The 14981-nt window shown below is 65.6% G+C and carries 18 protein-coding genes; 10 read left to right on the top strand and 8 right to left on the bottom strand.

Going from position 1 to position 14981, the window contains the following annotated elements; translation table 11 throughout:
• Positions 1 to 181: 181 nt before the first annotated feature.
• Positions 182 to 1588 (top strand): APC family permease, encoded by a 1407-nt coding sequence (locus CP557_RS00850; RefSeq protein WP_097378162.1) that lies wholly within the window; start codon positions 182 to 184, stop codon positions 1586 to 1588.
• A gap of 61 nt (positions 1589 to 1649) precedes the next feature.
• Here the strand turns inward: CP557_RS00850 and CP557_RS00855 are convergent, their stop codons facing one another.
• The 8 genes from CP557_RS00855 to CP557_RS00890 all read right to left on the bottom strand — a co-directional run bounded on the left by CP557_RS00855 (position 1650) and on the right by CP557_RS00890 (position 6230).
• Entirely contained in the window at positions 1650 to 2048 is a 399-nt protein-coding gene (locus tag CP557_RS00855; RefSeq protein WP_097378163.1) for an SHOCT domain-containing protein, read from the bottom strand.
• A gap of 135 nt (positions 2049 to 2183) precedes the next feature.
• Positions 2184 to 2525, bottom strand: a complete 342-nt coding sequence (locus tag CP557_RS00860; RefSeq protein WP_097381473.1) for a hypothetical protein — start codon at positions 2523 to 2525, stop codon at positions 2184 to 2186.
• Positions 2526 to 2577: 52 nt separating this feature from the next.
• Positions 2578 to 2856, bottom strand: a complete 279-nt coding sequence (locus CP557_RS00865; protein ID WP_097378164.1) for a hypothetical protein — start codon at positions 2854 to 2856, stop codon at positions 2578 to 2580.
• A gap of 74 nt (positions 2857 to 2930) precedes the next feature.
• The gene (locus CP557_RS00870) at positions 2931 to 3074 is read right to left on the bottom strand and encodes a hypothetical protein (protein ID WP_245852850.1); all 144 of its coding nucleotides are present in this window, start codon (positions 3072 to 3074) and stop codon (positions 2931 to 2933) included.
• A 63-nt stretch (positions 3075 to 3137) separates the two neighbouring features.
• On the bottom strand, positions 3138 to 4853 hold the full coding sequence (locus CP557_RS00875; RefSeq protein WP_245852852.1) for a class I adenylate-forming enzyme family protein: 1716 nt from the start codon (positions 4851 to 4853) through the stop codon (positions 3138 to 3140).
• A 75-nt stretch (positions 4854 to 4928) separates the two neighbouring features.
• Positions 4929 to 5258 (bottom strand): (2Fe-2S) ferredoxin domain-containing protein, encoded by a 330-nt coding sequence (locus tag CP557_RS00880; RefSeq protein ID WP_097378166.1) that lies wholly within the window; start codon positions 5256 to 5258, stop codon positions 4929 to 4931.
• A complete protein-coding gene (locus CP557_RS00885) occupies positions 5255 to 6040 on the bottom strand; it encodes a CbtA family protein (protein ID WP_097378167.1) in 786 nt (261 codons plus the stop codon). The genes CP557_RS00880 and CP557_RS00885 overlap by 4 nt, the downstream gene beginning before the upstream one ends.
• A 4-nt stretch (positions 6041 to 6044) precedes the next feature.
• Positions 6045 to 6230: a CbtB domain-containing protein gene (locus tag CP557_RS00890; RefSeq protein ID WP_097378168.1), complete on the bottom strand. Its 186-nt coding sequence runs from the start codon at positions 6228 to 6230 to the stop codon at positions 6045 to 6047.
• Positions 6231 to 6476: 246 nt separating this feature from the next.
• Here CP557_RS00890 and CP557_RS00895 point away from each other — a divergent pair, with 246 nt between their 5' ends.
• The 9 genes from CP557_RS00895 to CP557_RS00935 are packed head-to-tail and all read left to right on the top strand — an operon-like array spanning position 6477 to position 14959.
• The gene (locus tag CP557_RS00895; RefSeq protein WP_097378169.1) at positions 6477 to 7511 is read left to right on the top strand and encodes a monovalent cation/H+ antiporter subunit E; all 1035 of its coding nucleotides are present in this window, start codon (positions 6477 to 6479) and stop codon (positions 7509 to 7511) included.
• A complete protein-coding gene (locus CP557_RS00900; protein ID WP_097378170.1) occupies positions 7508 to 7789 on the top strand; it encodes a cation:proton antiporter in 282 nt (93 codons plus the stop codon). The genes CP557_RS00895 and CP557_RS00900 overlap by 4 nt, the downstream gene beginning before the upstream one ends.
• On the top strand, positions 7786 to 8139 hold the full coding sequence (gene mnhG / locus CP557_RS00905; RefSeq protein WP_097378171.1) for a monovalent cation/H(+) antiporter subunit G: 354 nt from the start codon (positions 7786 to 7788) through the stop codon (positions 8137 to 8139). Before CP557_RS00900 ends, mnhG begins: the two co-directional genes overlap by 4 nt.
• Positions 8136 to 8675, top strand: a complete 540-nt coding sequence (locus tag CP557_RS00910; RefSeq protein ID WP_097378172.1) for a DUF4040 domain-containing protein — start codon at positions 8136 to 8138, stop codon at positions 8673 to 8675. The genes mnhG and CP557_RS00910 overlap by 4 nt, the downstream gene beginning before the upstream one ends.
• A complete protein-coding gene (locus CP557_RS00915; protein ID WP_097378173.1) occupies positions 8675 to 9205 on the top strand; it encodes an MnhB domain-containing protein in 531 nt (176 codons plus the stop codon). Before CP557_RS00910 ends, CP557_RS00915 begins: the two co-directional genes overlap by 1 nt.
• The gene (locus CP557_RS00920; protein WP_097378174.1) at positions 9198 to 9569 is read left to right on the top strand and encodes a cation:proton antiporter subunit C; all 372 of its coding nucleotides are present in this window, start codon (positions 9198 to 9200) and stop codon (positions 9567 to 9569) included. The genes CP557_RS00915 and CP557_RS00920 overlap by 8 nt, the downstream gene beginning before the upstream one ends.
• A complete protein-coding gene (locus CP557_RS00925) occupies positions 9562 to 11103 on the top strand; it encodes a proton-conducting transporter transmembrane domain-containing protein (RefSeq protein ID WP_097378175.1) in 1542 nt (513 codons plus the stop codon). The genes CP557_RS00920 and CP557_RS00925 overlap by 8 nt, the downstream gene beginning before the upstream one ends.
• Entirely contained in the window at positions 11103 to 13109 is a 2007-nt protein-coding gene (locus tag CP557_RS00930) for a proton-conducting transporter transmembrane domain-containing protein (protein WP_097378176.1), read from the top strand. Before CP557_RS00925 ends, CP557_RS00930 begins: the two co-directional genes overlap by 1 nt.
• Positions 13109 to 14959: a Na(+)/H(+) antiporter subunit D gene (locus CP557_RS00935; protein ID WP_097378177.1), complete on the top strand. Its 1851-nt coding sequence runs from the start codon at positions 13109 to 13111 to the stop codon at positions 14957 to 14959. The genes CP557_RS00930 and CP557_RS00935 overlap by 1 nt, the downstream gene beginning before the upstream one ends.
• Positions 14960 to 14981: the final 22 nt, after the last annotated feature.

Raw genomic sequence — 14981 nt, forward strand, 5'->3', positions numbered from 1 at the left:
CCGCTTCCGCCGGGGAGCCCCCACCGCTGACATCCGTCTGCTATAAAATGTACAATATGGGTTGTGTAAGTTGGATTCTGACCATTATCTAGTGCTGTATTTGCTATATATACAACATCAGCGAAAAGTATAAGTACGGTCGTATTTATGCGACATATGCTACGGTATCACAACCAATACCATGTCAGAGACCACACAGAGCGGCTTGGAGAAGGCACTGGGGAGAAAAGAGATGCTGATTCTGGCGTTCGGAGCGATGATCGGGTGGGGATGGATCATTCTCGCTGGTGACTGGATCCACGAAGGGGGCCCACTGGGAGCGATCGTCGCGTTTCTCGGCGGTGCGTTCGTCGTCGGGATCGTCGCGATAATTTACAGCGAACTCGCCGCTTCGATGCCGTTAGTCGGGGGTGAACACGTCTATAGTCTCCGCGCTCTCGGGCCGATCGGCTCGTTCGTCTGTACATGGGCGATCATCTTCGGGTACGTCACCGTCGCCGCGTTCGAAGCAGTCGCGCTCCCGTCCGCGATGGCCTTCATTATCCCCGGCTTCAATGCAGTCCCGCTCTGGGATATCGCCGGCGAACCGGTGTACGCGACGTGGGTTCTCGTCGGTGTCCTCGGAACGATCGGCATCACGTACCTGAACTATATCGGGATTCGGATCGCCGCACAGTTCCAGATCATCATGACCCTCATTATCGCGTTCGCCGGTGTCGTCTTGATCTCCGGGGCGATTACCAACGGACACCCGTCACCGGATAGCGCGTTCGGTGCAGGGACCGCTGGCATCTTCACCGTCGTATTGATGACGCCGTTTATGTTCGTCGGCTTCGACGTCATTCCGCAGTCGGCCGAAGAAGCCGACATTCCGGCGCGAACGCTGGGGCTGTTGATCATCCTCTCCGTCGGGTTGGCCGCAGTGTTTTATATCGCCGTCATCTGGGGCTCGAGTCGCGCGCTCCCCGGTAGCGCCCTGATCGATAGTTCGCTGCCTGCGGCGGCGGCGATGGCCGAACTGTACGACAGTCCAGCCGCCGGCCAAATCATGGCTCTCGCGGGTGTTGCGGGCATTCTCACGAGTTGGAACGCGTTCATCATCGGCGGCAGTCGAGCCCTCTTTGCTCTCTCCGAGTCGGGAATGATTCCGGCACCGCTCTCGAAAGTCCACCCGGAACACAATACCCCGAGTAACGCGATCCTGCTGGTCGGCGGTCTGTCCGCGCTTGCGCCGTTTTTCGGCGAACAGATGCTCACGTGGATCGTCAACGCGGGCGGACTCGGTATCGTCGTCGCCTGGTTCATCGTCGTCGTCTCGTTCCTGGTCTTGCGCTATCGCGAACCCGACATGGATCGGCCATACAAAGTCCCGGCGGGTCCGGTCGTCGGGATCGTCGGGTTCGTGACGACGGCGATTTTCATCGCGCTCTATCTGCCGGGCGGTCAATCCGCACTGCTGTGGCCCTACGAGTGGCTCATCGTCCTCGGATGGTGCGTCCTCGGGGTCGTCCTGTACGCGTTCTCGGGCGAAACGTCGGTCGAAACGGCCGACGAGGTGGTGAGCAGAATAGAAGCATTAGACGAGTAACGGACCCGTCCGTGCCCGGCCGAACCCGCTCGTCGACCCCTTCTCCCTCCATCCGGTTCCACTACCGTTCCCGGTGTCGACGACGCGAACGACCAGTCTCGATGCCGTCCTCGGCACCGAAATCGTCCGCGTCGAGCACCCCTTCGAGTTCCCGTTCGAACTCCGCGTCGCCGAGTTCGCCGGCGACGTACCGCGAGCGAAGGTGTGCTTCCGGATCGACTCGGCCTCCGGACCGCTCTGGGGGCTGTGAGTCGCGTTCGGTACCGCCACCGACGAGGGACCCCAATCCGATGATCGCCAGGACGAACACGGCCAGGACGGCGACCGTCACGATCACCGAGAGGACGGTTGCGAGGACCGAGAGCGCGATACCGACGATCGTCCCGACGACGCTCAACACGACGAACGCGAGTACGAGCACGCCGATTCCCTTCAGCAGGACGGAACTGAGTCGTCCCATACGCGACGTTCGGCCGATGGATACAAAAACCACGCGGGGCGGGGAACGCGACGGGAACGGCTCGGGAGCCCGATACCGAGGCGATCGGTCACGACTTCGCGGTCGGGTACCGTTCACGCCCCTGTCGGGATCCGCTTACGTCCGCGAGTGAATCTCGTCGGGGCCGGTCGCCAGCGCCTCGGTCCGCTCGGTCAGCCCGATGAGATAGACGTCGAGCAGGCAGATCAGCAGGATCGCGAGCGGAACGGCGACCTCGGTATAGCTCACCGCGTCGAACTGCAATGCCGTCACGACGAAGGGGTCGCCCGGCTCGAGTGCGCCCGAGAGCGACCGTGCGCTCAGGAACGCGAGGGCGAGTCCGTAGCAGACGAACCAGATCACGCCGCGCTTCCACCGGCCGAGGTAGCAGTGGCCGAGCCCGGCGACGAGCGCCGACAGCGGGTACGACGGCCAGACGGGTCGTGACAGTTCGCTCATAGCCGTTCCTACGTCGTCGACGCTAATCGGTGTTGCCATCGGTACGGATCGATCATTTCCTGTACGTACGGATCCCGAACCGGTCGTAGCCGCCGTATGCTGCCTCGAGCGATCCGATCCACCAGTTCCACCGCTCCGGTGGCCCCCCGTCGGGAGCGGCCGCCAGTTCGTCGATGACGAGGTCGTTCGTCAGCGTCGTCCCGGCGTCGTCCTCGTACTGGCCGGAATCAGCGAGATCGACGGCCTGTCGGACGACGACGCGCGACCCGCCGCTCGTCCCGCCGAATTCCTCGTGCAGCCGTGTTTCGAGTCGATCGGGATCGATGAACACACCGATCCGTAGGGGGTGGACGTACTTGACTGTTCGAGCGGCCGCCGGTCACCGACGGATCCAAACGGCGACGATCAGAGCACGTCCCGGGAACGGAGGTCGTCGATCTCCTCGCTCGAGTAGCCCAGCGCCTCGAGTACGTCGTCGGTATGTTCGCCCAGCGCCGGCATCGGTTCGGCAGCGAACTCGAGGGAGTCGGAGTCGATCGGGGTACCCACATCCAGTCGGGAGAAAAGCGTTGTGCCACACTCCCTCGGTTTCCGGAATTGCAGCCCTGTTCGTTACGCTCCGAACCGATCCCGGACCCGCTCTCGGAGGACCGTCTTCTGAACCTTTTCCCCGTTTGGCCCGTCCGTCGTCGGGAACTCGTCGACGAACTCGAACGTCGCAGGAACCTTGTAATCGGCCACGCGATCGTCGAGGAATCCCTCGAGCTCCCCGGGAGTCAGGGCCTCGCCGTCGGGAACGACGAACGCGACCGGCACCTCGCCGTGGCGCGGGTGCGGGGCACCGACGACCTCACACGAGTACACGTCTGGATGCTCCTCGACGGCGGTCTGGATCTCGGGGGGCGCTACGAGAAAGCCACGTACCCGCAAGGCGTCGTCGAGGCGCGACCGGTAGTAGACGTAGCCGTCGGCGTCGGTCTCGGCCAGATCGCCCGTGTAGAACCACCCCTGATCGTCGAAGGCCTCAGCTGTCGCCTCGGGCGCTCCGAGATAGCCGTCCGCGAGGAGATAGCCCCGAATAGCGAGTTCGCCTTCCACGCCCGCCGGTCGCTCCTCGCGCGTCTCGGGATCGACGATTTTCGCCTCGATAGCCGGATGGATCGGCGGCCCGCCGACCCGCTTTCGTCGCTCGGCCGGGTCCGACGGCTCGCCGACGAAGATCTGGCTGTTGGCCTCCGAGAGGCCGTAGGGCTGGACCACCGGGAAGCCGAACGTCGATTCGATACGATCGAACAGGGCCTCGTCGAATCCCTTGCTGATGAAACCGACGACGCCTTTACCCACCGTCTCGACTCGCGGGGGCTCGAAGACGTCGTGCTCGAGCATGCGTTCGAACATCACGCCGAGTCCCGTGAGAGACGTCGCATCGTGTTCGTCGACGAGCCGGATCGTCTCGCCGGGATCGAAGTGGGTCTGTACGACGAGCGTTCCGCCCGTCGCGAGGACGCTGAAGAGGGTGTTGTACCCCCAGATGCCACAGAAGGGGAGCGTCGCGACGCCGACGTCGTCCTCGGTCACGCCGAGATGGGTCGCGACGTGGGCGGCGTGGTTCAGCAGTGACCGACTCGATTGCAGACAGCCCTTCGGCTCGCTCGTCGTCCCGCTCGTGTAGAAGATTGCCGCCGGTGCCCTCGGGTCGGTCGCGGGCTCGAACGCCGCCGACTCTCGTTGCGCACCGGCCTCGAGGACGTCGTCGTAGCCCCGAAGTGCCGGCAGGGCAGCCGACGGCTCGAGACTCACGACCGCCTCGAGGTCCGGAATCGAAGCGGGATCGAACGCCTCGGCCGACTGTTTCGCGACCTCGGGAACGGCCGTCGCCAGCATCTCGTGGTAGTCCCGTCCACGTAGCGCGTCCTGGGTGACGAGAACGCTCGCGCCCGAATCCCGGAGCATGTACTCGAGTTCGTGGGTTCGATACCGAGTGTTGACCGCGACCACCGCCGCGCCCAGCGCGGCGGTCGCGAGCTGGCAGGCGATCCACTCCGGGCGGTTGCCGAGCCAGACGGCGACGACGTCGCCTGCCGAGACGCCGAGGTCGGCGAGCCCACGGGCGAGCGCACGGCTCTCCGCGAGCAGGTCGCCGTAGCTCCATACCGTTTCCTCGAAGACGACGGCTCGACGGTCGGGATGGGACGTCGCGACTGCCGCGACTCCCTCGTAGAGCGTCTCGTCCGGCCAGGTGAGCATCTGTTTCGGACGTGGTATCGAAGACCACAGATAAAACGGTTGTGCGCTCGCGCCCGGTCGTTCGACGATGTCCCTGCTCATACGGGCTCCCGTCAGCGTCCGCCCAGCCGCGCGCCGCTGTGGGGGTGTGCCGGGTCCCGGTGACAACGGCCCGTATCAGCCGTCGTCGATCCGCTCCGCGTTCGGCCCGAACGCCGACTCGAGCAGTTCGGGAACCGTCTCGGGTGTCACGTCCGAGTACCAGGTGTTGCGGGGCTGGATCGTCATCGCGGTCCCGTCCTCGCTGCACAGCCCCAGACACGAGGTTTCGCTGACCGACACCGCCGTCCAGAACGCGTCCCGTTCCCGGAGCCACGATTTGACCGCCGTGACCGTCTCCTCGGCACCGGCCGTACCACAGCTCGCGTACTCGGAGTCGCGGTCGTTCGTACAGACGAAGACGTGTGCGTCGAGGCGTTCGCGATGTTCCTCGGTACGGTTCTTCATGGACTGGCCAGGAGGTCGTCGCGTCGATCGGTCGCCGATCGAACGCCGGCCCGCGTCTGGAGCCAGCCGAACGAGCCGGCGACGAGCGCCCAAAGTGCGGCCTGGCTCAGCACGGTCAGTCCGCGGAACGCAGCCACGAGATCGGCCGGCATCGCACCGGAGTCGACGATCGCCGGCGCTGCGACCGTGGTAATCGCGACGAGCGCGACGATCGGGACCGCAGCGGTGATGCCGCCGAGTGGTCGACTTCGCTTCGAGACGCGCTTGTAGCCGTAGATCGAGAGTACAGCGACGCCCGCACCGACGGCCATCATCCCGACGTACATCGCGATCCGGAGCGTGGGATCGAACGCCTGTTCGGCACCGGGCGTCGTCGGGGGAAGCACCAGCCACGGCGCGACCGAGGCAGTGAGAAAACCGGCCCCGGCCAGCACGTAGGTCTTTGCTCGCCCGCGGCCGGGCAGGGCCGGCTCGAGGAAGTAGAAAGCGAGCGCGAAGATCCCTCCGAGCAAGATCCCCCAGAGGACGCCGCTGCCGATACTCACGGCAGCGGTGGTCGCCTCGCTTACCGCGTGGGCGTGCTCGCCCGCTTCGTGAGCGTGGCCGCCGGCAGCGTGGGCGTGTTCGCCCGCTCCGTGAGCGTGGCCCTCGGCCTCACCACCGTCGGCGAGTCCCTCCATGTGGCCGATCAGTGGATTCGCGACGAACGTCATGTATGCTCCGTACGCGATGCCGGCGACCGAACCGGCGAGCACGCCCCGCTCGAGGTAGTCGATGAGCATGGTCTCAGTGACAGACGACGCCGGCCGCGTGTCGGAAGTTGTGCATCGAGTCGTGGGCCAGTGGCTCCTGAAGGAACAGCAGCGTAAACAGCACCGCCGCGGCGAGTGCGAAAACGGCCAGTAGCTGTGCGGTCGTGAGTTCGTTACGTGCGGTTCCGATTCGGTCGTGAACGGTTTCGGTTGTCGTCATGCAAGTTAGCTTGGTCTACTGAAACTCGGATTGTAAAACTACCGATCGCCCGCCGGCGGGGACGGATTTCATTTCTGCCGACCGTTCGGCCCGAACGGGGCCTGAATGTCACGATCGTTTCAGGGAACGGCACGGAAATGGGGGACAACTGGGGAATAACGAAATCGTTTTCCTACGGCTACCGCTTGACTCGAGTACCAACGAGTGCTATGAGTATCCAACGACGGTCACCAGGAGGGAGACGCCGTGGCGGTTGAACGCCTGCTCGTTCCGCTGTCGGACACGGTGACCGTCCGGCAGACGGTTAGCTACGCCGTCCAGTCGGGGCTCGAGGGGGCTGACTCGCTCGAATGCCACCTCGTCGTCGCGATGCCCTACGACGCCGATGTCCCCGAGAGCGACCAGTACCGCGAGGACGCCGACGGACTGCTCTCGCGAGCGCGCAACTGGGTCGAGGAGGACGCGGGCGAGGCCGACGTGACGATCGAAACGGCGCGACTCGGTGCCGACGAGTACCTCTTCGGTCCCCGCGACTACGCGGAGATCTTCGACGCCTACGCCGACGACCACGGGATCGACCGCGTCGTTCTCGATCCGGAGTACCAGCCCGGCGTCACCGCACAGCTGCTCCAGCCCCTCGAGCGCGAGCTCGAGCGCATCGGGCTGGCCTACGACGAGGCACCGGTCGAGCGATCGGCTCGCCGCGGACGCCTCACCGGCGGGACCGAGGATTTCGACCGCCTGTTCGCGACCTTCCTGATTTCCTATGGCTTCTATCTCGTGCTCGGCGATCCGACCTACTGGTTCGATCTCGTGACCGGCGCGGCGGTCGCCGGTATCGTCGCCGTCTCGCTCGCACGGGTGACGTTTACCGTCCCCCTCGATCGCGTTCAGTCTCCGCTGCGGGTCGTCCGGTTCGCTTTGTACATCCCGTATCTCCTCTGGGAGATCGTCAAGGCCAACATCGCGGTCTCGGCCGTCATCCTTCGGCCGTCGATGCCGATCGAACCCACGCTGACGCAGGTCAACTCCCGCGTGCGAAGCGGGCTACCCCTGACCGCGTTAGCCAACAGCATCACGCTCACGCCGGGCACGCTGACGGTCCGGGCCAACAACCAGCAGCTGCTGGTCCACACGCTGATTCCCGCCGCCCGCGAGGACCTCTTCGACGGCGGCCTCGAGCGCGGGATCCGGTTCGTCTTCTACGGCCGCGATTCGGCGGCGATCCCCTCGCCGCGCGAACGCGACGACGCGGAAATCGTCGGGGGTGACGAGCTGTGACGCCGACGTCGCTCGAGGACGTCTTCCTCGCTGCGGCCGGGCTGTTCGTCGTGCTGGCGATCGCGATGTTCTATCGCGCCGTCGTCGGACCGACGACGCAGGACCGGCTGCTCGCGGTCAACGTTCTCGGGACGAACACGGTCGTCATCCTCGCGCTGTTAGCTGCGGGGCTCGACCAGGCGTGGTTCCTCGACGTCGCGTTGATCTACGCCCTGTTGAACTTCCTGATGTCGATCGCCATCTCGAAGTTTACCGTCGAGCGAGGTGGTGTGCTGTGATCGAGACGATCCGGTTCTGGACGATCGTCGTCCTGCTGGGACTGGGCGTGTTCTTCACGCTCGTCTCGACGATCGGCGTCATCCGGCTCCCGGACATCTACGCGCGGGCCCACACCGCCTCCCAGACGGACACGCTCGGCGCGGGCTTTGCACTCGCCGGCGTCGCAGTGGCCTTCGGCTGGAAACAGGGGGCGATCTACACCGTCCTCCTGCTGTTCTTCGTGTTCATCACGAACCCGACGGCGGCCCACGCGATTGCCCGCTCGGCCGCGGAAACGGGCGTCGAACCGATCCTCGCAGAGGAGGGAACGGACGCGGAGACGGACGAAACGGACGGTGAAACGACATGAGTCTGTTCGCCTATTCCCTGGTGGTCTTCGTCCTCGCGACGGCCGTCGCGACGGCGCTGTTCCGGGACGTGCTATCGGTGATCGTCGTCTTCGGAGCCTACAGCCTCGGGATGGCCATTCTCTACACGTTCCTGCTGGCTCCCGACGTGGCGATGACCGAGGCCGCGATCGGGGCCGGCGTGACCACGCTCTTGCTCTTGCTAACGATCGCACGCACGACCCGACCCACGACCGACCGGCTCAGAGAGCGGATCCACCTGCCGGCGGTCGCCGTCGTCGGCGCGTTCGTGCTCCTGCTGTGTACTGCAGTCGTGCCCGAAATGTACCCGGTCGGCAGCACGGAGACGCCGGTCTGGTCGAACCTCGACGTTACCCAACACTACATCACGGAGACGTACAACGACACCGGCGTCGAGAACGCGGTAACGGCCGTGCTCGCGGCCTATCGTGGCTTCGACACCTTCGGCGAGGCGGTCGTCGTCTTCGCCGCCGGCGTCTCGACGCTCGTCGTCCTGAAACGCGAGGTGTTCGCCTAATGTCCGTCGACGATACCTACACCGAGAGTCAGGTGATCATGACCGCCGTCAAGATCATCGCACCGTTTACGCTCACTTACGGGCTGTTCATGACCTTCCACGGGGGCGACGCCCCCGGGGGCGGCTTCCAGGGTGGTACCATCGTCGGCGTCACGGTCCTCATGCTCGCCTTCGCCTTCGGGATCGAACCGACCCGCCAGTGGCTGCGAAACTCCGTCCTCGTCGGCCTTGTCACCGGCGGCGTCGTCATCTTCGGGGCCATCGGCCTCGCGATGGTCGCCCTCGGCGGGGAGTTCCTCGAGTTCTACCAGCTCAAAGAGGTCTTCCACATCAAGCCAAAGTGGGGGCTCGAGGCCGTCGAGATCGGCGGCATCTCGCTGATCGTCTCGGGGGTCATCATCAGCCTCTTCTTCACGATGGCGGCGGGCTTTACGCCCGAGCGGCCCAGCGGAACCGGCGGTATCCGCGAGACCGACACCGCCGACGAGAGTTCCGACTCGACCGACGTGGAGGTGAGCGACGATGATTGAGTTCCTTTCGAACTACTACACGTACGTGCTGATGGTCGTCCTCCTGGGGATCGGGCTCTACATGGTGATCGCCAGCGAGAACCTCGTGAAGAAGCTGATCGGCGTCAATCTCTTCCAGACGGCCATCTTCCTGTTTTTCATCTCGATGGCCTACATCGAGGGAGGGTCGGCACCCATCGTTCCCCACGAGGGCGTTCCTGGAGAGGTCATGGTCGCGAGCCCGCTGCCTCAGGTTATCGTCCTGACCGCCATCGTCGTCGGCATCGCGCTGACCGCGGTCGGCCTGGCGCTGATCATCCGCATCTACGCGGAGTACGGGACGCTCCGCGAGGATACCCTCAGGGAGGTGCGTGCCGATGAGTAGCGTCGACCTGCTGTTGCCGCTGTTGATCGTCGGCCCGCTCCTCGCGGCGACGCTCCCGATCGCGCTGGGTCTCTGGTTCGACCGGACCGGCTGGTCCGTCGCCGGGCTCACGACGCTTGGCCTGTTCGGCGCAGCCGTCTCTCTCGCGAGCGTCGTCTACACCGGTGGAGAAGAGGTGCATCACAAGCTCGGTGGCTATCCACGGACGTACGGGATCGAACTCGTCGCCGACGAGTTCTCGATGCTGATCGTCCTGCTCGTGACCGCAGTCGCCACCGGCGTCCTCGCGTACACGCGACGGGGCGGTCCGCGCGGAAACACGTTCTACACCGCCTACCTGCTGCTCGTCGGCGGGCTGCTGGGAATCTCGCTGACCGGCGACGTGTTCAACCTGTTCGTCTTCCTCGAGATCACGAGCCTCGCGACCTACGCGCTGGTCGCGAGCGGCGACGGTCCCGAGTCGGCGGTCGCCGCCCTGAAGTACCTGATTCTGGGAACGATCGCCGCGTCGATGTACCTGATCGGCGTCGCCTTCGTCTTCATGGCGACGGGGACGCTGAACATGCTCGAACTCGCCGACGCGATCCCCGCTGCGGAGAGTCAGACGCTGATCCGGACCGGCTTCGCGTTCATCGTCGTCGGCTTCGCCGTCAAAGTCGCCCAGTGGCCGCTGCACACCTGGCAGCCAAGCGCCTACCAGCAGGCCCCCGACGGCGTGACGCCGCTGATCGCGGCGCTCGTCTCGACGGCCTCCGCGTACGCCTTCGGCCGGCTGATCGTCACCGTCTTCGAAGTCGAGTATCTGGCGGGCATGTCGAACGCGGCCGCGATCGTCCTCACCGTCGGCTGCGTGAGCGTCCTCGCGGGTACGGTGCTGGCCGTGATCCAGACCGAGGTCAAACGGATGCTCGCGTACTCCTCGGTCTCGCAGTTCGGGCTGGTCATCGCCGCCTACGGGGTCGTCATCGCCGGCAGTTCCGAGACGGCGTTTATCGGAGCCGCGATCCACCTCGTCGGCCACGGACTCCTGAAAGCCGGTCTCTTCCTCGGCGTCGCGCTCGTCGCCGCGAGCTACGGAGCTCGTACCGTCGACGAGTACGCCGGCCTCGCGAAAGAGCGGCCGATCGTCGCCGGTTCGATGGCCGTCCTCTTGCTCTCGCTGGTCGGCGTCCCGCCGGGCGTCGGCTTCGTCGGCAAGTGGTACATCGCGCTGGGTGCCGTCGAGTCCCGGCTCTGGCCCGTCGCCGCCGTGATCTTCCTCAGTACAATGCTCACCCTCGCCTACGCCGCCCGCCTGCTCGAGAAGATGTACTTCACGCCGCCCGCGGCCGTCGAATCGCCGCGCGCGTCCGGCCCGGTCGCGACGGACGGCGGTGATGCCGACGCCGCGGCCGAGATTGACCGCGCAGACGCCGTTTCGGTCGGCATGGTCGCGGTCGTCGTCGTCGCCGCGCTGGGTGCCGTCGCCCTCGGCTTCTCGGGCGGTGCGTTCGCCGACCTGCTCGAGCCGTTCCTGACGGAGGTGTTCAACTAATGGTCGAAGACATCCGACCGCTCGCCGCCGTGTTGGTGTCGGCGGTCGCCATCGCCCTGATCGTCGCGTCGCATCGCCGGCCGAACCTCCGCGAAGGGTGGTCCGTGCTGGCCGCACTCACGAAGTTCGGGATCGTCGTCAGCATGCTCCCCGCGGTCATGGGCGGCGAAACCTTCCGGTGGAGCCTCGCGGACTCGACGGGGATCCAGTTCCTCGCGGGAGTCGACTTCGCCCTGCGTGCCGATCCGCTGGGGGTCTTCTTCGCCTTGCTCGCGAGTTTCCTCTGGATCTTCACGTCCTTTTACGCAACGGGCTACATGCGCGGGCTCGACGAACACTCCCAGACGCGCTTTTTCGCTTCCTTCGCGGCCAGCCTCTCGGCCGCCGTCGGGATCGCGTTCGCGGCGAACCTGGTGACGATCTTCGTCTTCTACGAGTTGCTGTCGCTGGTGACCTACCCGCTGGTCGCTCACAACGAGGACAGCGAGGCCCGCATCGCCGGCCGGAAGTACCTCACGTACACGTTCTTCGGCGGCGGGGTCTTCCTGCTCGCCGGCACGGTCATGATCTACTGGCTGACGAGCGTAGTCGGCGACCCGACGCTGGCCTTCGAGGCCGGCGGGATGGAGGCACTCGCGACGGCCGCGGGGGCCGAGCCGGTCTACGCACAGGCCGCCTTCTTCCTCCTGATCGCCGGCTTCGGCGTCAAGGCCGCGCTGATGCCCTTACACTCGTGGCTCGCCGACGCGATGGTCGCGCCTACGCCCGTCTCCGGGCTGCTCCACGCCGTCGCGGTCGTCAAATCCGGTGCGTTCGGCATCGCTCGCGTCATTCTCGAGGTCTACGGGCCCGGACTGATTCACGACCTGCCACTGGACGTGCCCGGTATCGGCGAGGTCGGGTTGAACATCCCGGTCGCGCTCGTCGCCGCGTTCACGCTGACCGCTGCGAGCATCATCGCGATGCGGAAGGATCACCTCAAGCGCCGGCTCGCCTACTCGACGACGGCACAGCTCTCTTACATCGTCCTCGGCCTCTCGATGCTCCATCCCTACGCGATGGTGGGTGCTCTCTTCCACATTCCGGCACACGCCTTTGCGAAACTCACGTTGTTCTTCTGTGCCGGTGCGATCCACGTCGAGACCCACACCGACTACATCAGCGAGATGGCCGGCATCGGCAAACGGATGCCGCTGACGATGGCTGCCTTTACGGTCGGCGCGGCCGGCATGGCCGGGCTGCCGCCGATCGCCGGCTTCGTCAGCAAGTTCTACATGCTGATCGGAGCCGGTTCCATGGGCGGCGAGTACTGGCTGTTCGCCGCCGCACTGCTCCTGTCGGCCGTCCTCAACGTCGCCTACTTCTGGCCGGTCGTCTACACCGCCTTCTTCGAGAGCGAGGACCGACACGACGCCAAACCGCTGCTCGAGTTCCCCCGAGGCGGCGTGCTCCGCTCGTACGGGCCCGGTGAACCGGACGACGGCATCGCCACGGACGGCGGTGAACAGGGCCGACGCGACCGAGAACCGTCGGACTCCTCGGCGGTGTCCGACACGGAACCCACAGGTCAACCGGACGGGGACGCCGAGTACGCCGTCGACAAATACCCGAGCGACCACACGACCGCCGACGCAGCTGATGCGTCGCCTGATCCAACCGAAGTCGCCGATCGCTCCGATGACGACCCCGTCGATCACGACGACACTGGTGACGACCACGACGACGCCGTCGACGCCGTCGACCACCACGGCGATCACGACGACCACCTCACGGGCGGGCCGCCCGCCGACGGCTGGCAACGACACTCGCCGTTTACCGAGAGCACGTGGCTCATGCTCGCGCCGATCGCCGTGATCGCGACCGGTGCGGTCGTCCTCGGGATCGGCCCCGATTACGCCGTCTTCCTCGACCTGGCGAGACAGATCGTCGAGGGTGTCTTCGGGATGCCGTTCGATAAGCTGGGAACCGCTCCCCTCGATGAACTCGTGACGGAGGTGACCGACTAATGGCACTCGACGTCCTCTCGATGGCCTACCCGCCGCTTTTGGTCTTCGCGGCGGCGCTGCTCGTGCTCGTCCTGCCACGGATCGCCGGCTTCGCCGTCGGCGCACTCAGCCTCGCGGCCGTCCTGGCGGTCTCGCTGGTCGCACCGGAGGGCCAACACCTGGCTGGAACCTTCCTGGGCTTCGAGGTCGTCCCCTTCTACGTCGACGACTTCTCCCGGATGGTCGGCCTCGGCCTTGGCTTCCTCGGGGTCTGTAGCGTCATCTACGCCTACTCGAGCGAGGCCAGCGAGACGCTGGTCGCGCTCGCGCTCGTCTACGTCGCCTCGTCGATCGGGGCGGCCTTCGCCGGCGACTGGCTCGTGCTCTTGTTCATGTGGGAGTTGATGGCCGTCACCAGCACGCTCGTGGTCTGGCACTACGGCGGCGAGGCGGTCCGAGCCGGCTTCCGGTACGCGCTGTTCCACGGCACCGGCGGCGTGCTCGTGATGATGGCGGTCGCCGTCCACTACATCCAGGCGGGCACGTTCGTCTACGACGCGGGCGGTATCGCTGACGGCATTCCGGCCTTACTCGCCGTACTCGGGATGGGCGTCAACGTCGCTTTCATCGGCGTCCACACGTGGCTGCCCGACACCTATCCGCGACCGCACATCGCGGCCTCCGTCTTCCTCTCGGTGTACACGACGAAGACGAGCGCGTTCGTCCTCTACCGGGCGTTCCCGGTCGATGCCCAGAGCGACCTCGGGATCTATATCGCGTACATGGGCGGGCTGATGGCCGTCTACGGCGCGACCTTTGCGCTATTACAACACGACATGCGGGCGCTGCTGTCCTATCACATCCAGGCGCAGCTGGGCTACATCGTCGCCGGAATCGGGATTGGGACGACGGTGTACTCCGAGCTCGCCGTCGCCGGCGCGATGAGCCACCTGTTCAACAACATCCTGTTCAAGAGCCTGCTGTTCATGGCGGTCGGCGTCGTCATCTACCGGACCGGCGAGGAGGACCTCTACAAACTCGGCGGGCTTTGGCGTGAGATGCCCCTGACCGCGATCGGGTTCGGGCTCGGCGCACTCTCGATCACCGCGATTCCGGGCTTCAACGGGTACGTGAGCAAGGGGATGCTCTTCGACGCGGCCAATCCTCACTACTACGGGGAGCCGGAACTCCAGGCGCTGTATTGGTTGCTCTGGCTCGGCGCGATCGGCACTCTCCTATCGTTCATCAAGCTCGGCTACTACGTCTTCTTCCACGGCGAGAGCGATATCGAGGTCGCCGATGCCAAACCCGGACAGACCGTCGCGATGCTCGGACTGGGCGGTGCCTGTCTTCTCTTCGGCGTCTGGTGGCAAGGGTTGGCGGACTTGGCGCCGACGATTCACGAAAGTGCGGGTCACTTCGAGTTCGCGTATCCTAGCGGCGAGAGCAAACTCCACCCCTATAGTGCCAGTCACCTCCGGACAGCGGGCATCCTGACGGCGCTCGGCCTCGTCGGGTTCGCCGTCGTCCGGAAGCCGCTCTCGAAACTCGACCTCGGCGATCCGGCGATGGTCGTCTACCCCGCGACCTACAGCGTCAGCCGCTGGACGATGCTCGCCGTCACCGAGACCTATGCTGCCGTGGACCGGGCCGTCGTGGGCGCGGTCACGCGCTGTTACTGGATCGGCAACAATCCCGTCCTCGCGGTCGACGCAGCCGCCGGCCGGCTTCCAAACTGGCTGGTCGACGGCGACGAGCGCCAACCGACCGACGGCGGTCGCCCGTCCACGATCCACCTCCGGACGGGTATCGGGACGACCGTCCTCCTCTTGACGCTCCTCCTGACGGTACTCCTCTGGCTGCTCGTCTAGGGAAACCGACCGGCTCCCACAA

Source organism: Natrinema ejinorense (assembly GCF_002494345.1).
Taxonomy (GTDB): domain Archaea; phylum Halobacteriota; class Halobacteria; order Halobacteriales; family Natrialbaceae; genus Natrinema; species Natrinema longum.